The organism is bacterium (assembly GCA_026708055.1).
In the GTDB taxonomy this organism is placed as follows: domain Bacteria; phylum Actinomycetota; class Acidimicrobiia; order Acidimicrobiales; family CATQHL01; genus VXNF01.
This window is the reverse complement of the sequence record JAPOVS010000054.1, coordinates 56,030-76,234: the sequence shown is the minus strand read 5'-3', so window position 1 is coordinate 76,234 and position 20,205 is coordinate 56,030. Positions and strand designations below refer to the sequence as shown.

Here is a 20,205-nt window from a genome sequence, read left to right as displayed (position 1 = left end):
GTGTGTGTTTCCGCCCCCTAGTTTACATAACGGACATTTCCGGCGATAGGAGCGGGTGGCCGCCATCACGGTCGCCGCCGAGGTGGCTGCCGCCCGCGGCGTCAGAGTTCCGGCGTCGACTCCGGGGGCGGGGATCAGCCCCGCGGATCAGGCAGTTCGGGCGGCTCGGGGATGCCCATCTGCGCGGTCGGCGTCTCCCGTGTGAAGTCCCAGCCCGCCAGGATCTGCTCGATGCCCGCGCAACGCCTCGCCGCCCTCGCGGCCTCTCGGGCCGGGGTACCGGGAGCGGGCAACGCGCCGGCCTCGGCGGCGGGGGCCGTCTCGGCTACGTGCCGAGCAGTCAGCCTGCTGAGGGCGCAGGCCACCGAGGCGAAGGCACCGGCGGCGAGCACCAGGTCCGGCAGGCTGATCTCCGGGTAGTCGGCCGGGTAGGTGCCCCGCTTGCGCCACTCGGAGACCACCGGCAGGTCCAGCCCCTCCAGGATGGCCGCGGCGGCCCGCTGGGGGGGATCGGGCAGTTTCGCCAACAGTTCGTCAAGGGCGTGGAGTTTCCCCGGCGCATCGTCTCCGAAGAGGTGGATCAGCGCCTTCAAAGCGTTCTCCAACGCCGACTGCGAACGGGAACACACGCCCCGGAGGCGAATGGCCACGGCAACCGAATACTCGAACGCGTCGCCGGCGGCGCGCTCATCCCGTTCGTTCCCACCGGGCTCAAGGTCGTCGCGAAGTTCGCCCAGGGCCTGGTTCGTGTTGCGCAGTGAGGCCACGGCCTCGTCGAAGTCGCTGGCCGGCATGCCGATCTCCTTGGTCCACCTCACGCCGTCGGGCGGGCGGTCGCACAACACGACGGCGTCGTCCGCGATGCCCGCCTCGAACGAGGTGGCCACCCGGCTCGTTCGGTGCTCCCACTCCGGGCGGTCGGTGACGAACACCTCCACCCGCCGCCCCGCGGCCCCGGTCGCCAACCCCTCCAGCTCGCACCGCCGCTGCCAACGCGTGGAGTAGTCCAGATCGTCGAGCACCGCCACCAAGTCGATGTCGCTGTCGGCGTGCTGATCGCCGCGGGCCACCGACCCGTACAGCAACACCACCGCGACCCCCGCGTCCGCCAACACCTCAGCCGCCCTCCCCGCGTCCCGCAGCGAAGGCCCCCCGACCGGTGGCGCTACAACTGTCACAACCCCACTCTACGCCCCCGCAGGACCCCGCCCGCGGAGAGGCGGCTGCGACGGTGCGGACCGGGCTCCACCGCCGCCGAGGCAGGAACCGCCGACACGGGCCTCACCTCTCCCCCACTGCACGGCAGGGGAAGCTGACTGGCGTTTCCAACATCATCGGCAAGGGTGACCGGAAAGCGGGTCACGGCTCGTTCGGGCCGGTGCTGAAATGCCTGGCCGCGGCCTCGCCGGATTTCCGCGCAGTCGCCCAGGCCGACGCGAGCAGCGAGATCTTGAACCCGTCCAGCGGTCCGCAGAATCGTTCCCCACCGTGGTGGAGAACTCTCGTCCAGCGACTGCGCCGGACACTGAGGGCCGAAGCGATCGGCTGCACCTCCGGCCTCGGAGTCGTCGTCGGCCTTCTGATTGGGTTCAGCGGCGCCGGTAGGCCTCGCGGCGATGGGCGACGCGGACGACGTGAATCAGCAGGCGGGCGTCGATGACCTCGTAGAGGATCCGGTAGTCGCCGACGCGTACCCGGTACACGGACTCCTCGCCTGCCAGCGCGACGCAGCCCGAAGGCCGCGGCTCGTCGGCCAGCAGGTCAATCGCTGCTCGAACCCGCTGCTGCTCGACGCGCGGAAGCTGGGCGATCGCCTTGACCGCCCGGCGGGCGATCTCGACGGTGTAGCGGCTCACTCGAGTCCCAGCGCAGCCTTCACCTCATCCCAGGGCACGTAGTCGTCGTCGCGCCGCGCGGCCTCGAGCTCGCGGCGATCAGCGGCGTCGTCCGCACTGTCGACGAGCCGGTCGAATGCGTCGGAGTCCAGGATCACGGCGACCCGCCGACCGCGCCGCGTCACCGAGATCGGCTCGCCTGAGCGGCGGGTCTCCTCGATCACCTCGGCCAGCCGGTTTCGCGCCTCGCTTACCGCCACCTCATTCATGTACGAATCGTACACTCTGAGGGACACGCCTTGGCGCATGCGCCTCCAGCCCCTGTCGGCACCCGGTTCATCGGAGAGGATCAGACGACAGGTAGGCCCGGGATGTCTCGCCTGGCATGCAGGACGCGCCAGATGTCGACGCGGCCGTCCTCAGGCACGTAGAAGATGAGGTAGGGAAACTTCGGGAGAGGCCAACTCCGCAACTCCGGGATCTCGAGTTCGAACGCAAACCGGAGGGAGCCGCTGTTCGGATGGTTGCGGAGATGGTTGATGGCGGCCGCGAGCGCGTCCACGAAGTCGAGAGCTACCTGCGGGCCGGCTTCGTCTCGGTAGTGATCGACCGCGGCCTCAATGTCGGCGGCGGCGAGGGCGCGAAGGTCGACCTGCACCGATTGAGTTCAGGCCTCGACCTGGGCTTGGTGTCGGAGTGACTCGAAGTAGGCGGCGTCTGCGGTGCCGACGACGAGGGTGCGAACTCCTTCGAGGAGCGCGGCTCGGAGCCGGCGGCGGTCGTGGTCCCGTCGGATCAGATCACGCACATACTCACTCGTCGAGCCGTAGTGGCCAAGGTTGACTTGGGAGTCGACGAATGTCTTGAGTTCGTCGGGAAGTGAGACGTTCATCGTCGTCATGCGCGCCGATTGTAGTGCGTTGGCAAGAATTGCCAAGGGAGGAGGGCCCTTCGGGGCTCGACCTCACAGGTGGCGGGCTACAGAATCCGCCACCAGGGTGCGGCGAGGACGTCGGGGGCCAGCCACTCGACTGCGGTGCCGGTGTGGAGCAGCAAGCCGGGTCGCGCCGCTTCGGGGTATTCCGCCCGGAAGGACCGAAGGTGCCTGATGTCGCGAAGGGTGGGACGTTGCGTCGTCTTGACCTCGATCGGGAGCAGGCGGCCGCCCACCTCCACGACGAAGTCGACCTCTTCTCCAGCCGTGGTGCGCCAGTAGCAGACCTCTGCGTGATCGGTGCGGGTGGCGCGCCAGGCCAGCAGGTCAGCCAGAACGAGGTTCTCCAAGTGCGCGCCATTGGGGGCGACCTGCGCCAGATGCAACGCCAGGCCGATGTCGGCACAGTAGAGCTTCGGCGACTTGATGAGACGCTTGGTGCGGTTGACCGCGTAGGCGGGGACGCGTACTAGGAGCAGCGACGTCTCGAGCAGGTTGAGGTAGCGATGCACCGTCGTCTGCGGCAGCGCGACGTCGCGCCCCAACTCGGTCTTGTTGACCAACCCGCCCAGTCGCAGGCACACGGCCCGCATCAACCGCCGGAAGTCCGGGAGCGCTGAGACGGCCGAGAGGTTCTGCAGATCGCGCTCCAGGTACGTCGTCACGTAGCCGCCGAACCAGATCGCCCGCTGATCCGGCGTCCCGAGTTCCAACGCTGGCACTGGGAATCCACCCCGGACCGCGAGTTCTTTCCAATCCTCGGGTTCCTCAGGCTGCATCGCCACGATCTCGGACCAATGCCGCTCGTCGGCGTCCAGAAGTTCACTCCAGATGCCGCCCCGTCCCCTCCCCCGCTGCTCGCGCCTGGTCATCGGAGAGAGCAGGAGATAGCTCGCCCGGCCAGCGAGCGACTCCGAGACGCGCCGCATCAACAGCAGGTTGGCCGACCCCGTCAGCAGGAACCGCCCCGGTGTGCGCTCACGGTCGATGGCCCGCTTCACCGCGCTCAGGACGCCGGGTTCGCGCTGCACCTCGTCGAGCGTCACCGGCTCGCTTCCCCCCACTAGGACCTCAGGGTCGCGGCGGGCCGCGTCGACCACATCCAAGTCGTCGAAGGAGAAGTAGCGGCGCGGCCCGGGCATGAGTTCCTGAACCAGGGTGCTCTTGCCCGTCTGCCGCGCGCCGGTTACCACCACCGCGGGCATCACCGAGAGGCGAGACCGCAGGCTCGGGCCTACGAGACGCTGCAGTGGACAATCCAGCATGTCGCAAATGATAATCCACCGAGGCTAGGTGGACAATCTGTCGCCTCGCGGAGGCGCAGGCGTCTGTGAACCGGCTCCGTGGCCCTCAGCAGCGGCCGCTGTCGGGAGTGTGGCCCAGACGCTTGATCTCGGAGCAGTTGCTTCGGAGTTCGGCCTCGAGCCCGTCGATCCGCGCGTCGAGCACGGCGTTGGCGACGTTCAACTCGGCGGCCCGCTTGGTGTCCTTCGCCACGCGGCATACGTCGCTGGTGACGCTGTACGCCGCGTTGTAGTCGGTGCGCTGCACAGGGGAGTGGGCAGTGACCGAAAGGGTGAAAGTCCCCTGCACCGCAGCGTCGCAGTACAGCGGGATATGGACTAGCGCAGCCTGCGGAAGCGGCGTTCCATACACGAGCCCGTCGGTGCCGCAAGTCCAGATACCGGGGTCGAAAGCCTCAAGGGTGCGGGTGTCGCAGCGGACGTAGAAACGCCCGTCGACGGTGCCCGCTTCGTCGTCGAAGTCGAATCCGCATCCCACATTCCAGCCCTTGAAGTGCTCGTCGATGAGCGCATGGGTGCAGGCAAAGGCACTGTCGGCGGGGAACGATGGGCTCACTCGGCGGAGTTCGGGCAGGCCCACGTAGACGGCGGTGCGGAATTTTGAAACAACCCCCGGCTTGGCGGCGGGCAGCTGAACGTTGGCGCACTGAACCGGCGGGGGTCCCGCCTTGGCGCCCGTGGGCACATAGACGGTGCAATCGTCGGCCTCGGTTCCGAGGCTGACCCCCTCCACCGTCTCCGAGTCCGCTGTGATGTTGCCCGATGTGACCACCGACACCCACCGGGACCGGGTCTCGGTGTTGCGGAGCGCGCAGATCAGGTACCAATCGGCACCGATGTCAGACCCCCCGAAGCGCGTCTCAACGTCAACGGGGGGCCGCAGCTGGTCGGCGCAGCCAACCTTGATTCCGATATCCGCGGTGCCGCCCTCGTCGTCGCTGGCAGCGGCGATGCCCGCCGTAAGCCCCACCCCCAGAGCTGCCAGCACGACGGCCTGGCGCACAGCGCACCAAATTCGGTCACGCCGCGGCGCCTGACGGTTCCACCACCGGTGCTCCCACAGCAGATCGCGCAGCATCGACCCGCCCGGCAACCAACACAACACCCCCCCCCCCCGGACAGGGCGGAGCCGACGGATGAAACCAGCGAGCCTCGCCACGTTCGCCACACTAGTACACGACGCCCGCGGCGCGCCACTGTGTTGCGTCTGACTTCGCGCGACGGCTACTCGCCCCGCAGCAGTGCGACCTCGGCGGGGTCAAGGCTGATCGTGCAGGCCCGGCCGGGAGCAGCCCCGGCGGGGAGGTAGCCGTCGAGGGGTGGCGCGCCGGGGACCTCGAAGGTGGCGACGGTGCGGTCGCCGACGACACGGACGTCGCTGACGGCGGCGGTGACGCCGCAAGCGCCGGCTGGGCGGACCGCTTCGGGGCGGATCAGCAGGCAGGATCCCTCGCCGGCCACCTGCGGGTCCGGCCCTGTCGGCAGCCGTCCCGGCGTGCCCGCGGCGGGACGCAGCGGCCCCCAGGGGGTCTGGATCGTCGCGTCGGCGATTGCTGGTGTTCCCGGCGGGGGGTGCCATATGGTTCCGAGTCCGAGGAACGTGGCGGTCCAGGCGTCCTGGGGGTCGTCTCGGAACTGCTGCGGGGTGGCGGTGCGGTGGATGCGGCCTTCACGCATGAGGGCCACTGTGTCGGCGAGCGCGAACGCTTCGGTGTGGTCGTGGGTGACGTGGATCGCGGTCTGGTGCAGTTCGGTGAGTATGCGCCTGACGTCGACGAGGATGCGATCGTGGAGGGGGCGGTCCAGGGCCGCGAACGGTTCGTCGGCCAGCAGCAGCTTGGGCTCGGTCACCAGGGCGCGTGCCAGGGCGACGCGCTGGGCCTCCCCGCCCGAGAGAGTCGCCACACTGCGCCGCTCGTACCCCTGAAGCCCGACCATGTGCAGCATCCCGGCCACGCGGCGGCGGCGCTCGGGCACCGGGACCTTCTGCATGCGGAGCCCGAAGGCCACGTTGGCGCCCACGTTGCGGTGCGGCAGCAGGGCATGGTCCTGGAAGACCATCCCGAAGCGCCGGCGGTGGGCGGGGACCGACCGCTGGTCCTCCCCCGCCCAGGAGACCGAGCCGCCGTCGGGCGCCTGCAGGCCGGCGATCGTGCGCAACAGCGTCGTCTTGCCGCAGCCGCTCGGCCCCAGCAGGGCCAGGATCTCGCCACGGCGCACCGAGAGTTCGAGGCCGCGCAGGATCTCGTGGCCTTCGAGACTCACCGTCAGGCCGCCGATCGTCAGTCCCTCTCCGGGAGTGGATTCCGGCCCCGGATCGAGTCTGGGGGTGGATTCCGGCCTTCGCCGGAAAGACGATGGAGGGGCAGGCTCCGGGGATGATGCTGCGGGATTCGCCGTCCGATCGTAAGCCGCCTCTCCCTCTCCCCCCCCGCCGTCCTGTCCGCGAGGCAGCCGCCCGCCGGCGTTGTGCCGCGCGGCGCCGGAGTCGGGCCCAGCCATCTCAGAAGTCCCCGTCTCAGAAGTCCGCCGCCCCGGCGGGGCGGAGCCGGTCGATCAACAGCACGGCCGCGGCGGTCATGGCCAGCAGTATCACGCTCATGGCCATGGCCTGCCCGAACGCCGTCTCACCGGGTCGTCCCAGGAGGCGGAAGATGGCGACCGGGACCGTGGGTCGCTCCGGGCGGACCACGAAGGCGGTGGCGCCGAACTCACCCAGCGACACCGCGAAGGCGAACCCGGCGCCGACGGCGAGACCGCGCAGGGCCAGGGGCAGGTCCACCTCGCGTCGCACCCGTGCCGGCCGGGCGCCCAGCGTGGCGGCCGCCTCGCGCAGCCGCGGGCTCACCGCGGCCAGGGCCGGCGTGACCGAGCGGATCACGAACGGCATGCCGATCAGCGCGTGCGCGATCGGCACCAGCCACCAGGACAGGCGCAGATCGAGCGGGGGGCGGTCCAGCACCAGCAGCATCCCGAAGCCCAGGATCACCGCCGAAGTGCCCAGCGGCATCAGGAAGGCGCCCTCCAGAGTCGCCGCGCCCCGCCGGCGGCGGCCGCTGACCGCCAGGGCGACCAGCAGGCCGCCGATCGTGGCGATGCCGGTGGCGGTCGCGGCGAACTCCAGGGAGTGACGGATCGCCGCAAGCGGCGACACGAACAGGGCCTGCAGGCGCTCACCGCTCTGCCCCAGGCGCCGGTAGTTCTCGAGCGTGTAGTCCCCCCCGCTGCGCAACGAGCGCTCCACCAGCATCGCCAGCGGCAATCCCACGACCACAGCGGCCACGCTGAGCGCTCCGGCCAAGAGCGCCCGGTCGGCGCTGGCGCGCACACGCCGGGCGGTGTCGGTGCGGAGACGCTCGGCGACGTGTCGGCGGCGTTGCCAGAGCGTCGCCCCCACGACGAGCATCAGCACGCACAACAACTGCAGCAGCGCCAGCGCCGCCGCCGTGTCGAACTCCAGGCGCTGCACGGCGAAGCGCCAGATCTCGGTGTCGAGCGTCGCCCGGCGCGGCCCGCCGAGAATGAGGATCGCGCCGAACGATGTGAAGTTGAACAGGAGCACGATGGCGCTCACGGCACCGATAGCCGGGGCCAGGCGCGGCAGCGTGACCGCTCCGAAGACGCGAAGGGGACTCGCTCCGAGGACCGCGGCGGCCTGTTCGGGAGCGGGATCGAGTTGGGACCAGTAGGCCGCCACCGAGCGGGCGATGACCGCGTAGTTGAAGAACACATGCGCCGCCAGGATCGCCCACACGGTGTGGTGGAACCGGTCGGTCAGGCCGAAGCGATCCATCAGCGAAAGGAAGGCCGCGGCGACCACCACCGTGGGAAGCACGAACGGCACCACCAGCAGGGCGTGCACGAGCCTGCGGCCCCGGAAGCGCAGGCGCGCCAGGACCGCCGCGGTTGGCAGGGCCACCGCCAGGCACGCTCCGGTGGAGGCCAGTGCCTGCCAGGTCGTGAACCACAGGACGTCGGTCGTGACCGGGTTGCGCCAGGTCTCCAGCAGGGTTCCGGCGTCGAAGCTGCGGGTCAACACCCCCACGAGGGGATAGAGGAAGAAGACACCGATGAAGGCCGCCGGCGCCGCCGCGAGGGCGATCGGGCCGAGCCGACGAGCGGACCGCGTGGCGGAGATCAGGATGTCAGCGGGCTCTGGATTCCGGCCTTCGCCGGAAAGACGTGCGCGGCCGGTGCCGGAATGAGGTGCGCCCTCGCTGGGATGAGGTGCGCGACCGGTGTCGGAGGCATGCGCCGCTCCCCTAGCGCAGGACGATCTCGACCCAGCGGCGTGTCCAGTTGTCGCGCTCGGCGGCGATGAGTGCCGGATCGAGGCTCAGCGGTTCGGGAACCGCGACCGCATGGGTGGCGAACACCTCCGGCACCTGCGCACTGCTGCTGGCGGGGAAGACGAACATGTTCAGCGGGATGTCCTCCTGGAAGGTGTCGGAGAGCATGAAGTCGATGAAAGCCTGCGCGCCGGGGAGGTTCTCGGTGCCCGCCAGGATGCCGGCGAACTCGATCTGGCGGAAGCAGCCGTCGGTCAGCACGCCGGTGGGCGGAGTGTCCGTGGGCGGATCGGCGAAGATCACCTCCGCAACCGGGCTGGTGGCGTAGGAGGTCACGAGAGCGCGCTCCCCTCCCCCGGCCACGAACTCCCCGAAGTACGCCTCGCTCCAGCCGGCGGTCACCGACACGCCCCCGTCCCGCAAGTCGCTCCAGTAGTCCTCCCAGCCGTCGACGCCGAACGCCGCCACCGTGGCGAGCAGGAATGCCAGGCCCGGCGAGGAGGTCTCCGGGTTCTGGGTCACGAACGACCCGGCGTGGCGGGGATCTGCCAGGTCCTCGAGGGTCTCCGGCGGGGCACCGTCGGTGGCGTCGATCCAGTAGTTGACGCAGACGTCGCCGTAGTCGATGGGCGTGACCCGGTCCTGTGCATCGAGCTGCAGCTCAGTGGACACGGACTCGACGGCCGGTGAGCGGTACGGGAGGAAGAGGTCCTCGTCCAGCGCCCGCTGCAGGAACGTGTTGTCGATGCCGAATACGACATCCGCGATGGGATTGTCCTTCGTAAGGATGACCTGGCTGAGCATCGAACCCGTGTCCTCGCCGGTGAGCAGGTTCACCGTGACACCCGTGCTCTCCTCGAACGACTCGATGATCCCCTCCGAGACGGCGAAGGAGTCATGGGTGACCACCGTGATCTCCGCCGGCTCGGGCGGCGGTGGTGGCTCGGGCGCGGGTTCCGGCGGCGGCTCCGGGGCGGGAGCCGGCTGCGGTTCGGGGGCTGCCGGCGGTTGCGGCTCCGGCGGCGGCGGTTCGGGAGCGGGCGCAGTCTCGGCTGCCGGTGCGGTCGGCGTGCCGCCGTCCTCACCGCAGCCGGCGATGACGAGCGCCGCCAGCGCAACTGAGCCCACCAAGACGACAAGAAAACGAGACTTCGCGAAAATGCGCATTGCTTCCCTCCGCTGGAATTACCCAGATCAGGTTCTGCGGGTCGGCGAGTCGCCCCGCCCTCTCAGCCCGAGAATTCGAGCTCCCCGATTTCACCGTCCACTGTACGACGTGTCGCCACCGGGCCGCAAGGTTCTGGCCGGCTCCCCCTTGTCCGGGCACGCCGGTAGCGTTGACGCCATGTCGCACCGCCTCGAGGTCATGCTGACCAGCCGGCGCCCCGACGGTACCTGGACCTGGCGGGCAGCAGGGGCTCGCCAGCCGAAGGGCGTGCTCTCCGAGGGTCTCGTCCCCGCCGGCGCGGCGGTGGGTGATGTGCTGCGGGTGGAGGCCGAGGTGAGCGTGGACGGCATCGCGGTGCGCCAGGTGCTGCCGACAAAGACCGAGCGTCCGCCCTCGCCGCGCCTGGAGCATCTCGGCTCGAAGCGCTTCACCGAGGGTGTGACGATGGCTCCGAACCTGGCACGCAAGTCGGCCGACCAGATCGACTCCCCCCGTGACGGGCGACGACGCAAGGGAGGCGGCGGCCGCGCCCGGGAGGGTGGGCGGTCCGGACGAGACGGCACCGGGCACCGCGGCGGGCGCGACAGGCCCCCGCGCGCCCCGCGACTGCGCCCGGAGAACCGCCACCGCGACGCTTGGCTGGCAACGCTGTCCGCCGACGACAGAGCCATTGCGGAGAGACTTGCCAACGAGGGCATCCGGGCGGTGCGCCAGGCCCTGCAATCCGAGGGCCAGCCGGGCGAGGGGCAGGAAGCGAGCCGCTCCGGCGACGCCGGGGACGCACGCCTGGCGGTCGTGGAGAGGTTGTTCTCGGCCTACCGCGTCGTGGACTGGCGGGACCGCGCCGAAGCAGCCCGCAAGGTGACCGACGAGGTGGATCTGCGCGACCTGCGGTCGGTCGTGGCCGGCATCCCCGAGAAGTACCCCGACGACGAGGCTCGCGCCCTGGCGGATGAACTGCGCGGCAAGCTGGACGCCCGGGTCGACCGTGAACACTCGGCCTGGATCGCCGACCTGGGTTCGCTGCTCCGCAAGGGTCGCCTGGTGACCGCCCTGCGCGTCAGCCAGCGTCCTCCCAAGGCGGGGACCCCGTTGCCGGAGAGCTTGGCCGCGAGCCTGCAGGAGGGCGTCGCGTCCCAGTTGAACGCCGGCACCGAGGACGATTTGTGGGTGAGGATGCTGGAAGCGGCTGCACAGTCCCCCATTCGCCTGGTATTGGTGGCGCAGGATTTGCCGCCGGAGCCCTCGGAGCGTCTTCTCCGCACGGTGCGCCGCTTCGGGGAGCGCCTCCCGGCGCTGCGCGCACAGTTCGGGGAATACTTCGATGTTCCGGCGCAGGTCGCCGAGCCGGACTCAGCCGCGGAGCCGGTGCCTGAGGACCTCAGCGAGGAGACCGCCGAGCTGGAAGCTGTGGAGGAGCCGGTGTCGGAGGAGGCAGCCGACGAGGCGGCCGAGGCCTCAGGCCAGCCGGTCCAGGACGCCGATGCGGGCGAAGAAGTCTCTGAGCCCGGCGGTGAGGTCGAGGACGTCTAGGCCTTCCAGGGGCACCCAGCGAGCTTCGGCGGCGTCGTCGCCGGCCACCGGAGGGTGATCGCTCAGCACGGTGACCCAGAAGTCGGCGATCACGTAGTGGTGCTGATCGCCGATCCGCTCCACCCAGTCGGCGAACTCCTCACAGAGGACCTCCAGGCCCGTCTCCTCGGCCACCTCCCGGACGACGGCCGCGGCCAGCGTCTCGCCCCACTCCACCCGTCCCCCAGGCACGGACCACTGGCCGGCCGCCGGCCCGTGGCCCCGGCGCACCAGCAGCACGCAGCCGTCGCGCACGGCGATCGCGCCGACGCACACCTCGGGACGCATCAGCTGGCGCTTGCCGCGGGCGGAGGGTCCAGCCGTCGGTGGACCTGCAGAGCGCGGGCGGTCATCCCGTAGCGCTCGAAGAAGTTCTTCGTCACCCGGTCGCCGGGAAGGGCCACCGCGTCGACCGCGGCGGCACCTGCGCCGGCGGCCCACGCCAGAACCTCGTCCATGAGCGCCTCGCCCAGACCCACCCCTCGAGCCTCGGGCAGGACGTAGAGCGCATCGATCTCGGCCAGCGAGGTGCCGTCCGCCAGTTCCACCAGCCGCGCCGCGGCGAAGCCGACCGTGGAACCGTCGAGGTCGCCGACCCAGGCCCGCACGCCGCCCGTCTCCAGGAGGCGCTGAAATCCGGCGGCATCGAGAGCCTCCGGGTAGCGGATCGCCAGCAGCATGGCGCCGCCCCGCTGGCCCGCCGCTTCCTCCCGTGCGGTCCCGGTGAGGGCCTCCAGGGCGGTGCAGTCGGCGGCTGTGGCCGCGGCGACGCCGACTCTCAGGGGCCCAGCCTGTCGAGCGACGGGCAGATCTCCTCGCCTGACGGGCAGCGAGGCTCCGTCCGGCTGCCGAGTTGGCTCTTCGACACCAGCAGGAAGCATCCCTCGCAGAGCCATTCGTCGTCGCGGCGGGGTGTCACCGAGCCGAGCAACTCCGCCGGCTGGCCGGTCTCGACCTCACCGGTCTCCTCGTCGTCCTCGACGTCGTCGCCCGCGGCGATGCGGTCTCGCAGGATGGTGTTGAGATCCGCCTCGAGATTGTCCGGGTCCACCTCGTCGTCGAACTCTCCCTCGGCCTGAGGCGGCCGCTTGGCGTTGCGCTCGGGGACCTCCTCCTCCTCATCGTCCTCCTCGAGGTCATCGTCGTCGTCGTCGGCGAGATGGTCGTCGTCGTCGTCCTCCTCGATGTCCTCGTCGAATTCGGGGTCGAACGCCTCGTCGTCCTCTTCCTCGATGTCGAGGTCCAACAAGTTGTCATCGTCGGACATGCGTCTCTCCGGCCTCGTGCGGGCACCGATCACCTGAGAGGCGGATCATAGACACACGCCGTCACAAAATGCGGTAGTGCTGCGGTGCGGCCGGGGAGCCTCCGGCGCTAGACCGCGTCGCGGCGGCGCGTCGCGGCCCGACGCTCGGAGGCGAGTCGTTCGAGCTCGGGTCCGCGGGAGCGGTCGGCGAAGGACATCATTCCGGCGATCGCCCGGTGTCCTGCGGTGGTCTCGATGAGGCGGTGCATCTCCTGAGCCACGTGGCGGTAGGCGGGATGACCCTGGGTGCTGCTGCGCAGCTCGATGAGGTGCATCGCCTCCCGGGCGTTCATCTGCATGACGAAACGGATGCGGTAGGCCAGGGCGACCGCGTAGGCGGCCTGCTCGGGGAAGTGCTCCAGCAACGTGTCGTGCAGCTCGGCGCTCCGGGCCATCGTCTCGGTGAACAGGCCTTCGAGGCCGGCCGCCGCGACCGCCTCAGGCATGCTGTAGCCGTGGCCGGGTGACAGCCGCTGCCATTCGATCGTCAGCATCCGGTGACGCTGCAGGTCGCGGAAGGCCCCGTAGTCGCACAGCACGTCGAAGCGGTAGCAGGGCGTCTCGAGGGCGCGCCCAGGCTTGTGACGCCTGTTGCGGCGGTCGCCGGTGTAGGCGAGCAGCACGCGCAGGCGATCCTCCGCGCTCATGTCCTCGACGCGGGCGCGCAGCTGCTCCTCGGGGACGTCGACGTGGGAATAGAGGGCGCTGCTCACGAGTTTCACCTCGGCGTCGGGGTCGAAGTCCACGAGCCGGACTGCGGGGACCTCCTCGTAGGGCTTCTCGGCATCGCTGAAGAGTTCGAGGGCAAGGGCCTGCATCGAGTCGCCGGTGGCGCGCAGGTACCGGCTCCAGGCCACTCCCCTGTCCTCGACGTCCAACCGCTTCAGGAACGACGGGATGACCTTGCGCAGTTCGACGAGCATCATGTCGGCGTAGGCGCGGACCTCCGGCAGCGCGTGGGCGCGCATCCGCAGGAGCAGGTTCTCGTAGCCCTGGCCGCTGCCGTAGATCCCGACGTTCGAGAGGGCCGCGGCGGGCAGCATCCCCCGGACCGAGTCGAAGGACTTGGCGCGGATGGCCTGACGGTGCACGAAGTCCGAGTCCCCGGGGGCTATGGGGAACCGGCGGCGGAAATGCTCGTTCATCACGGGCAGCGTCGAGCTGTAGGACTCGAACATGGCGTCGAGGTCGGCGATGTAGCGGGCGCCGAGGCTCGAACCCAGGATGTCGGGATCCCGGTAGTAGCGGTAGCGGCCGCCGAGACGTGCGTCGTAGGCCACATAGCGCGTGGATTGCTCGAGGTAGGACATCAGCCTCCCCCACTCCAGCACCTTGGTCAGCACGTTGGAGGCCTGCTCGCACGCCAGGTGCACGCCCCCGAGCTGCGCCACCGAGTCGTCGCCGTACTCGAAGAAGACCCGGTCGTAGAGTTCCTCGGCGCGGCGCAGGCCGATCGTGGCATCCACGCCCAGGTCACCGCTGACGTCGAGTTCGCCCACGAACTCGTCCAGGAAGAGGCGACGCAGGCTCTTTGCCGACCGCGAGTACCGGGCGAACAGCGCTCCCTTCACGACCTCGGGCAAGTTCACCAGGGCGAATACGGGCTGGTCGAGGTTCGTGAAGTAGCGGCGCAGGATGTCGGCCTCGGCGGCCGTGAAGGTCTCAGCGACGTACATGATCTGTCGTCGCCGGCTGCGGGGGCCGAGCCCTCAGCCCGACGCCGGGGCGCTGCCCCCGCCGGTGAAGTCGGCAGTCACCGCGGCGCGCACCGAGGCGTCGCTCCAGTAGTCGATCGCCACCGCGGCCAGCGTCTTGGCGCCGTCGACGACGCCGCGGTCGCCATCGGGCCCCCGGGCGCATCTGGCGAACTCCTCGGTGTGGATGGCCACATCCGGCGGGCCGACCGCGATCATGGGGTGGATCGACGGCACCGCCTGGCTGACGTTGCCCATGTCGGTGCTGCCGATCACGGTGCGGCCCGGGGCGGGCCGTTGCGGCTGCCTGCCGACGGCGGCGGCGTTGGACTTCCAGAGCTCCAGGAGGGGGCCGTTGCTGCGCACCTCGGCGAAGAAATACTCCGCCCACGCCAACTCGAGACCCACGCCCGCGGCCAGCGCACCGCTGTTCAGGCAGTCGGCCAGGCGTTCCTTCAGCAACTCCAGCCGTGTGACGGTGGGCGACCGCACGTACCAGTTGGTCTCGGCGAAAGTCGGAACGATGTTCGGCTTCTGGCCGCCGTCGGTGAAGATCCCGTGGAACCGTTCGTCGGGCGCGATGTGCTGGCGGAGGGCGGCCGCGGCGACATAGCCCAACACCGCCCCGTCCAGGGCGTTGCGGCCGGCCTGGGGAGCGGCGGCGGCGTGCGCGGGACGGCCGCGGTAGCGGGCGTGCAGCTGCTGAACCGCCAGCGTCTGCATCTCGGAGAGCTCCAACCCGGCGGGATGCACCATGAGGGCGGCGTCCACGCCGGCGAAGGCGCCCCCGTCCATGAGATGCAGCTTGCCCCCGCCGCCCTCCTCGGCCGGCGTCCCGAGGATCAGCAGGCGACCCCCCAGCTCCTCCACGACCTCCGCCGCCGCAAGTCCTGCCCCGAGGCCCGAGGCGGCGATGATGTTGTGCCCGCAGGCGTGGCCGATGCCGGGCAGCGCGTCGTACTCGCAGAGGAAGGCCACGAGGGGTCCTTCGGTCCCGGCGCGGGCCGCGAACGCCGTCGCCACGCCGTAGGCCTGCCGCTGGACGGCCAGCCCCGCCTCCTCGGCCGCATCGGCCAGCAGGTCATGGGCGAAGTGCTCCTCGAATCCCAACTCGGGGTTCTCGTGGATGCGGTGCGAGATCTCGGTGAGTTGCGCGGCGCGTGCCTCCACCGCCGCCGCGGCTCGCGCCTTGAAGTCGGCGGATCCGGGCGAGGAGCGAACCACGGGGCGAATCTACCACCGGTCGTCCCGGCGGCTTCGGACCGTATGCGCCTAGACCACCACGACGAGGGCGTCGCTCTCGACCCGCACGGTGATCGTGCTGGCACGGCCCACGGGCGCGCCGTCCAGCAGCACCGGCACCGGACGATCGAAGCTCGTGCTGAACGCGGCGCGCCGGCTCGTTGCGATCGCCGGGTGCGGGAGGTGCGTGCCGGCCGGGAGGCGTCGCCAGGCTGCCAACCGCTGGCGCAGCGCCGGGTCGGCGTCGCTGATGTCCAGCAGCCCGTCGCCGGGATGGGCGCGCGGGCCGAGGTTCCAGCGCCCCAGGAAGGCGGCGTTCATCACCACCAGGACCCGCCCGGTGAGCCAGCTGTGGCGGGCGACGAGGTGTGCCGTGAACCAGTGGATCCTGCCGTCGAGCAGCACCGAGCCCAGATCGCAGGTCAGCAGCGAGCCCCCCTCTGCCAGCCTGGCCAGGTCGCCGCTCCCCCCGAGGGTGCGGCAGAGGTCCCCGCCGGCGAGGCCGAGCACCGGCAGCGGCTCGCCGCGCCGCCGCGCCGCCTCCACCACGTCGCGGGCCTCGCGGTCACCGGAGACGACCACGCCGCCCTCGGGGAGCGCTCCCTGCGTGCCCCAGTCGCCGCCGCGGCGGATGCCCAAAGCCCGCTCCCCTCCCCGCTGGCCCGCTCCGGCGGCGCCCTCAGCCGGTGGCGTCGAGCACCGAGGCGGACACCACGCCGCGGAACATGGCGTTCGCCACCGCGGCCGCGGTGGCCGTCGTGGCCGGATCGGGTGCCACTCGGCCGATCTGGCGGGCCAGATCGCAGACGAGCTTCACGTTGCGGACGAAGTCGCCCGGGGTGGTGTGGCCGTCCAGCACACGCGCCAGCGGGTCGCCCGCCGCCCACCCGTAGGCGAGCGCGGCGAATCCCCCGTCGGGCGGGCGGGTGCGCGGGCGGCCCAGGCACGTCACCTCGGTGGCGGTCAGCGATTCGTGCGCCTCGCCCAGGCGCGCCCAGCTGCGCCGCAGCGACCCCGTGGGCCAGTGCGGCTCCACCGGTACGTCACCGCCGCGCTGCTCGTAGGTGCAACAGGCCAGCAGCGCCGCGAACGAGGGCTCGTCGAGCCCGTCGAAGTGGCCGCCGACCAGGGCCTCGGTGAGGAGCAGGTCGCTCTCGTGGTAGATGCCGGCGAGCACCCTGCCGCTCGGAGCCGGCGCCCAACCGTCGAGGTGGCCGCGCCGGCGCAGCACCTCGGTGAGTTCGTCGAACTCGGCGGCCAGAGTGTCCTTCTTGCTTCTCAGCCGGTTTCGAAGGTCCTCCACTCTGCGGGCGGTGCGGCGCAAGCGGCGCTGCGCCTCCGCGCTCCCCCGCCGGCGAGCCGTGGCGTTGATCTCCGCCAGCGCCCGGCGGCCCTCCTGCAATTGCCGCTCCAGGGTGACGACCTCGCGATCGGCCTGGTACTGGGCGAGGGAGCGCCCCAGCACGCTGCGCGCCTCATCCGGTGCGAGGCGCGCGATCAGGTTCACCACCATGTTGTAGGTGGGGCGGAAGGCCGAGACCAGGGTGAAGGTGCGGTTGCCGACCAGCCCCGACACGTCGCCGAAGCGCAGACGGGGACTCCACAGCACCACCGCGTAGCCCTGGTCGTCGATCCCACGCCGCCCGGCGCGCCCGGTCAGCTGGGTGTAGCTCAGCGGCGTGAGCAGCTCGTGGCCGTCCCCGGAGAACTTGGTGAGCCGCTCGATCACGACCGTGCGCGCCGGCATGTTGATGCCCAGCGACAGGGTCTCGGTGGCGAACACGACTTTGATGAGGCCGCGCCGGAAGCAGGCCTCGGTCGCCTCCTTGAAAGGCGGCAGCATTCCGGCGTGATGAGCGGCCACCCCGCTGAGAATCTGCGCCGACCAGGCCTCGTAGCCCACGGCGCGGCGGTCGTGACGGCCGAGGGCGGCCACGTAGGGTTCGACGATCTCGGCGATCAGGTCCCGCTCCGCCGGGGTGGTCAGTTCCGGACCGGCACCGGCGACGAGGCGGGCGGCGTCGTCGCAGCCGGCCCGGCTGAAGATGAAGTAGATGGCGGGCAGCATCCGCCGGCGTGCCAGCGCCTCGATGACGGCGACCCTGTCGGGTGCGCGCCAGCGGCGTCCCCCCGCGCCGCGCCGCCGCCGGCGGTCGCGGTCGATGCGCTCCCCTTCGGGGTTGGGACGGTCGCCGATGAGCACCGGCAGGAAGCGCAGGTTGGCGCGCTCGTTGTCGCCGAAGCACACGAGGCTGTCCAGGCTGACCGGGCGGCGCGTCTCGGTGACGGCCCGGACCGATCCTCGCAACTCGCTGATCCAGGAGCGGATCTCGCCGACGTTGGAGACCGTGGCGGAGAGGCAGACGAACCGAACCGCCGGCGGGGCGTGGATGATCACCTCCTCCCAGACAGGGCCGCGGTAGGGGTCCTGCAGGTAGTGCACCTCGTCCAGGATGACCCAGGCCAACTCCTCCAGATCCGGTGAATCGGCGTAGATCATGTTGCGCAACACCTCGGTGGTCATCACGACCACCGGTGCGGAGGGGTTGATGGCGTTGTCGCCCGTCAGCAGGCCGACGACCTTCGGGCCGTGCTCGGCTGCCAGGTCGGAGTACTTCTGGTTGGAGAGCGCCTTGATCGGGGCGGTGTAGAAGACCCGCCGCCCGGTGGCGAGCGCCACTCGCACGGCGTGCTCGGCCACCACCGTCTTTCCGGCCCCCGTGGGTGCGGCGACGAGGACCGAGGCGCCGCCGTCGATCGCCTCGATGGCCTCGAGCTGGAAGCGATCCAACTCGAAGGGATAGGTCAACTCGCCGGTGGCGGCTTCGACGCTGCTCACGAGGTGTCGTCCGCGGCCGGCTCGCTCGGGGTCGGCGCCGACTCCGCGGCCTCCTCGCGGTCCTTTCGCCTCTGCCTCAGCACCCCGAAGAGGATCGACAGCTCGTAGAACGCGTACATCGGGCCGGAGAGGATGAGGAGGGTGAACGGGTCGCCCGTGGGGGTGATCACGGCTGCCACGACGACGATCCCCACGGCCGCCCAGGGGCGGATCCGCTGCAGCGTGCGGGTCGGGATGATGCCGGTGATCTGGCCGAACATCAGGACGATCGGGAACTCGAAGCCCAAGCCGAAAGCGAGTGCCATCTTCACGACGAAGGAGAGATAGCGGCGCGGCGAGAAGAAGCTGACGAGATCGTCGCCGCCGAGCGCGGCCAGGAAGCCGAGGGCGCGCGGGATCGTCCAGAACGCCAGGGCCACGCCACCGGCGAACAGCAGCGTGGCCATGATGACGAACCCCGCGGTGTGGCGACGCTCACGGGGGAAGAGGCCGGGCGTGATGAAGCGCCAGGCCTGCCACAACAGGATCGGCATGGCCAGCGCAGCGCCGCCGTACCCCGCCACGCTGACGCGCACCGCGAACGGCTCGAGGGGATCGAGCACCAGCAGGCGGCAATTTCCGGGTGCGTCGAGGCCCTCGGCGTCGGGGCTCACCACGTCGCAATAGGGCGCCACCAGGAAGTCCAGGATCTGCGGGTAGAACACCCAGCAGACCACGAAACCGCAGGCGAGCGCGACCATGGAGATGATCAGCCGGCGGCGAAGTTCGGCAAGGTGCTCCATGAGGGTCATCCGACCGCCCGCGGCCTCCTCGAGTGGTGGGACGTCGCTCATCGAGCGTCGTGGTCTTCGGGCTCGGAATCCGATTCGGAAGCGGCGGGCACTTCGGATGCCCCGCCGACGGTTTCGTCGATCTCGTCGGGCTCGGTGGCGGTCACGGCGGGTTCGCCGTCGCCGGGCTCCGGCTCATCGGACTGCGGTGTGCCGGTCCGGTCGGAGGTTCGGATCGGCTCCTGGAGACGGCCCCGCTCGCGGGCGATGACCTCCAGCGGAAGATCAGCGGCAGCCTGCATCTCCTGCTGGAACCTGGCGACGACGTCGCGGGTCCTGGCCATGAAGCGGCCCAGGGTCCGCGCCGTCGCGGGCAACCGGCTCGGGCCGAGGACGACCAGGGCGATGACGAGGATCACCACGACCTCGCCGGGTCCGATGTTCAGGAACCCCAGCACTCCGTCAGCCTATCTGTGGGCCGCGATCGGCCTTCTGGAGGGCACACTGTGGCATGGGTCCGCGACTCCCTGCCCTGATGTCGCGACCTATCGGATTCGCCCACCGGGGTGGCATGGCGCACGCCTCGGGGAACACGCTGGTGGCCTTCGAGACCGCGCTGGCAAAGGGGGCGACCGGGCTGGAGAGCGATGCCCGCATCACCGCTGACGGCGCGGTCGTGCTGCACCACGACAGCCGTTTCCGCCCACCCCTCCCCCGGTTGGGCACCCGCAAAGTGCGCGCTGCGCCGCGGGCTGCCATGCCTTCAGGAGTGCTCTCCCCGGAGGAGCTCTACGGATCCTGCGGCAGCGACTTCGAGTTCTCCATCGACATCAAGGATCCCGATGCGGCACCCGGCGTGGTCGCGGCGGCCAGGGGGGCCGGGCGCGAGGCAGCGGGTCGGCTCTGGCTGTGCTCGGGCTCGCTGCGGTTGCTGGAGGAATGGCGGGAGCGTTGGAGCGATGTCCGGCTGGTGCTCTCGGTGAGGCGCCGACGCATGGAGCACGGTCCCGAGCGCCTCGCCGAGCGCATGTCCCGCAACCGCATCGACGCGATCAACATGCCCCATGCCGACTGGACCGGCGGAACCGCGGCGCTGTTCCATCGCTTCGGGGTCCTGGCCTTCGGTTGGGATGCCCACCACGACCGCACGCTCGGCGAACTCCTCGACGCCGGGCTCGACGCGGTCTACAGCGACCACGTGGACAGGATGATGAGCGCCATCGCCGCCTACTACGGCTAGCGGCGCAGCGGC

At 70.6% G+C, this 20,205-nt stretch carries 21 protein-coding genes and 1 riboswitch; of the genes, 2 read left to right on the top strand and 19 right to left on the bottom strand.

Features of this window, described 5'->3' with window-relative positions; all coding sequences use genetic code 11:
• Positions 1-134 precede the first annotated feature (134 nt).
• The 10 genes from OXG55_11900 to OXG55_11855 form a co-directional block, all read right to left on the bottom strand.
• Complete coding sequence (locus OXG55_11900; GenBank protein ID MCY4103941.1) at positions 135-1,178, bottom strand: nucleotidyltransferase domain-containing protein; 1,044 nt, start codon at positions 1,176-1,178, stop codon at positions 135-137.
• 411 nt (positions 1,179-1,589) lie between these two features.
• Positions 1,590-1,856: a type II toxin-antitoxin system RelE/ParE family toxin gene (locus OXG55_11895; protein MCY4103940.1), complete on the bottom strand. Its 267-nt coding sequence runs from the start codon at positions 1,854-1,856 to the stop codon at positions 1,590-1,592.
• The gene (locus OXG55_11890) at positions 1,853-2,104 is read right to left on the bottom strand and encodes a type II toxin-antitoxin system Phd/YefM family antitoxin (protein MCY4103939.1); all 252 of its coding nucleotides are present in this window, start codon (positions 2,102-2,104) and stop codon (positions 1,853-1,855) included. The genes OXG55_11895 and OXG55_11890 overlap by 4 nt, the downstream gene beginning before the upstream one ends.
• An 80-nt stretch (positions 2,105-2,184) precedes the next feature.
• Positions 2,185-2,493, bottom strand: coding sequence for a type II toxin-antitoxin system RelE/ParE family toxin (locus OXG55_11885; GenBank protein MCY4103938.1), 309 nt, complete (start codon positions 2,491-2,493; stop codon positions 2,185-2,187).
• A 9-nt stretch (positions 2,494-2,502) separates the two neighbouring features.
• The gene (locus OXG55_11880) at positions 2,503-2,736 is read right to left on the bottom strand and encodes a type II toxin-antitoxin system ParD family antitoxin (protein MCY4103937.1); all 234 of its coding nucleotides are present in this window, start codon (positions 2,734-2,736) and stop codon (positions 2,503-2,505) included.
• Between the two features lie 77 nt (positions 2,737-2,813).
• On the bottom strand, positions 2,814-4,034 hold the full coding sequence (locus OXG55_11875) for an ATP-binding protein (GenBank protein MCY4103936.1): 1,221 nt from the start codon (positions 4,032-4,034) through the stop codon (positions 2,814-2,816).
• 85 nt (positions 4,035-4,119) lie between these two features.
• Positions 4,120-5,076, bottom strand: coding sequence for a hypothetical protein (locus tag OXG55_11870; GenBank protein ID MCY4103935.1), 957 nt, complete (start codon positions 5,074-5,076; stop codon positions 4,120-4,122).
• A gap of 221 nt (positions 5,077-5,297) precedes the next feature.
• The gene (locus tag OXG55_11865; GenBank protein ID MCY4103934.1) at positions 5,298-6,338 is read right to left on the bottom strand and encodes an ABC transporter ATP-binding protein; all 1,041 of its coding nucleotides are present in this window, start codon (positions 6,336-6,338) and stop codon (positions 5,298-5,300) included.
• Between the two features lie 253 nt (positions 6,339-6,591).
• Entirely contained in the window at positions 6,592-8,118 is a 1,527-nt protein-coding gene (locus OXG55_11860; protein ID MCY4103933.1) for an iron ABC transporter permease, read from the bottom strand.
• 217 nt (positions 8,119-8,335) lie between these two features.
• Positions 8,336-9,529 (bottom strand): thiamine ABC transporter substrate-binding protein, encoded by a 1,194-nt coding sequence (locus OXG55_11855; GenBank protein MCY4103932.1) that lies wholly within the window; start codon positions 9,527-9,529, stop codon positions 8,336-8,338.
• Positions 9,514-9,626: riboswitch (TPP riboswitch) on the bottom strand. Its footprint overlaps the gene before it by 16 nt.
• 81 nt (positions 9,627-9,707) lie before the next feature.
• On the opposite strand from OXG55_11855, the gene OXG55_11850 reads away from it, so the two are divergent.
• A complete protein-coding gene (locus tag OXG55_11850) occupies positions 9,708-11,063 on the top strand; it encodes a hypothetical protein (protein ID MCY4103931.1) in 1,356 nt (451 codons plus the stop codon).
• Here the strand turns inward: OXG55_11850 and OXG55_11845 are convergent.
• The 9 genes from OXG55_11845 to OXG55_11805 all read right to left on the bottom strand — a co-directional run bounded on the left by OXG55_11845 (position 10,989) and on the right by OXG55_11805 (position 19,411).
• Positions 10,989-11,390 (bottom strand): NUDIX hydrolase, encoded by a 402-nt coding sequence (locus tag OXG55_11845; GenBank protein MCY4103930.1) that lies wholly within the window; start codon positions 11,388-11,390, stop codon positions 10,989-10,991. The two genes, OXG55_11850 and OXG55_11845, sit on opposite strands and share 75 nt — an antisense overlap.
• Positions 11,390-11,782 carry a GNAT family N-acetyltransferase gene (locus OXG55_11840; GenBank protein MCY4103929.1) on the bottom strand — a complete coding sequence of 131 codons (393 nt, stop codon included), beginning with the start codon at positions 11,780-11,782 and terminating at the stop codon, positions 11,390-11,392. The genes OXG55_11845 and OXG55_11840 overlap by 1 nt, the downstream gene beginning before the upstream one ends.
• A 98-nt stretch (positions 11,783-11,880) precedes the next feature.
• Entirely contained in the window at positions 11,881-12,369 is a 489-nt protein-coding gene (locus tag OXG55_11835) for a DUF4193 family protein (GenBank protein MCY4103928.1), read from the bottom strand.
• Positions 12,370-12,476: 107 nt separating this feature from the next.
• Positions 12,477-14,084 (bottom strand): FAD-dependent thymidylate synthase, encoded by a 1,608-nt coding sequence (locus OXG55_11830; GenBank protein MCY4103927.1) that lies wholly within the window; start codon positions 14,082-14,084, stop codon positions 12,477-12,479.
• 33 nt (positions 14,085-14,117) lie between these two features.
• Positions 14,118-15,326, bottom strand: a complete 1,209-nt coding sequence (locus OXG55_11825) for a M20 family metallopeptidase (protein MCY4103926.1) — start codon at positions 15,324-15,326, stop codon at positions 14,118-14,120.
• A 48-nt stretch (positions 15,327-15,374) separates the two neighbouring features.
• The gene (locus OXG55_11820; protein ID MCY4103925.1) at positions 15,375-15,983 is read right to left on the bottom strand and encodes a hypothetical protein; all 609 of its coding nucleotides are present in this window, start codon (positions 15,981-15,983) and stop codon (positions 15,375-15,377) included.
• A gap of 40 nt (positions 15,984-16,023) precedes the next feature.
• A complete protein-coding gene (locus OXG55_11815; protein MCY4103924.1) occupies positions 16,024-18,183 on the bottom strand; it encodes a DEAD/DEAH box helicase in 2,160 nt (719 codons plus the stop codon).
• Complete coding sequence (gene tatC / locus OXG55_11810; GenBank protein ID MCY4103923.1) at positions 18,180-19,016, bottom strand: twin-arginine translocase subunit TatC; 837 nt, start codon at positions 19,014-19,016, stop codon at positions 18,180-18,182. Before tatC ends, OXG55_11815 begins: the two co-directional genes overlap by 4 nt.
• Complete coding sequence (locus tag OXG55_11805; protein MCY4103922.1) at positions 19,013-19,411, bottom strand: twin-arginine translocase TatA/TatE family subunit; 399 nt, start codon at positions 19,409-19,411, stop codon at positions 19,013-19,015. Before OXG55_11805 ends, tatC begins: the two co-directional genes overlap by 4 nt.
• Before the next feature lie 77 nt (positions 19,412-19,488).
• On the opposite strand from OXG55_11805, the gene OXG55_11800 reads away from it, so the two are divergent.
• Positions 19,489-20,193: a glycerophosphodiester phosphodiesterase gene (locus tag OXG55_11800; protein MCY4103921.1), complete on the top strand. Its 705-nt coding sequence runs from the start codon at positions 19,489-19,491 to the stop codon at positions 20,191-20,193.
• The last annotated feature ends 12 nt before the right edge of the window (positions 20,194-20,205 follow it).

Bases quoted from the DNA above. Each gene is read 5' to 3' on its own strand.
- OXG55_11890 (MCY4103939.1), bottom strand. From the start codon at position 2,104: ATGAATGAGGTGGCGGTAAGCGAGGCGCGAAACCGGCTGGCCGAGGTG.
- OXG55_11880 (MCY4103937.1), bottom strand. From the start codon at position 2,736: ATGACGACGATGAACGTCTCACTTCCCGACGAACTCAAGACATTCGTC.
- OXG55_11875 (MCY4103936.1), bottom strand. From the start codon at position 4,034: ATGCTGGATTGTCCACTGCAGCGTCTCGTAGGCCCGAGCCTGCGGTCT.
- OXG55_11855 (MCY4103932.1), bottom strand. From the start codon at position 9,529: ATGCGCATTTTCGCGAAGTCTCGTTTTCTTGTCGTCTTGGTGGGCTCA.
- OXG55_11850 (MCY4103931.1), top strand. From the start codon at position 9,708: ATGTCGCACCGCCTCGAGGTCATGCTGACCAGCCGGCGCCCCGACGGT.
- OXG55_11845 (MCY4103930.1), bottom strand. From the start codon at position 11,390: ATGCGTCCCGAGGTGTGCGTCGGCGCGATCGCCGTGCGCGACGGCTGC.
- OXG55_11840 (MCY4103929.1), bottom strand. From the start codon at position 11,782: ATGCTGCTGGCGATCCGCTACCCGGAGGCTCTCGATGCCGCCGGATTT.
- OXG55_11835 (MCY4103928.1), bottom strand. From the start codon at position 12,369: ATGTCCGACGATGACAACTTGTTGGACCTCGACATCGAGGAAGAGGAC.
- OXG55_11830 (MCY4103927.1), bottom strand. From the start codon at position 14,084: ATGTACGTCGCTGAGACCTTCACGGCCGCCGAGGCCGACATCCTGCGC.
- tatC (MCY4103923.1), bottom strand. From the start codon at position 19,016: ATGAGCGACGTCCCACCACTCGAGGAGGCCGCGGGCGGTCGGATGACC.
- OXG55_11800 (MCY4103921.1), top strand. From the start codon at position 19,489: ATGTCGCGACCTATCGGATTCGCCCACCGGGGTGGCATGGCGCACGCC.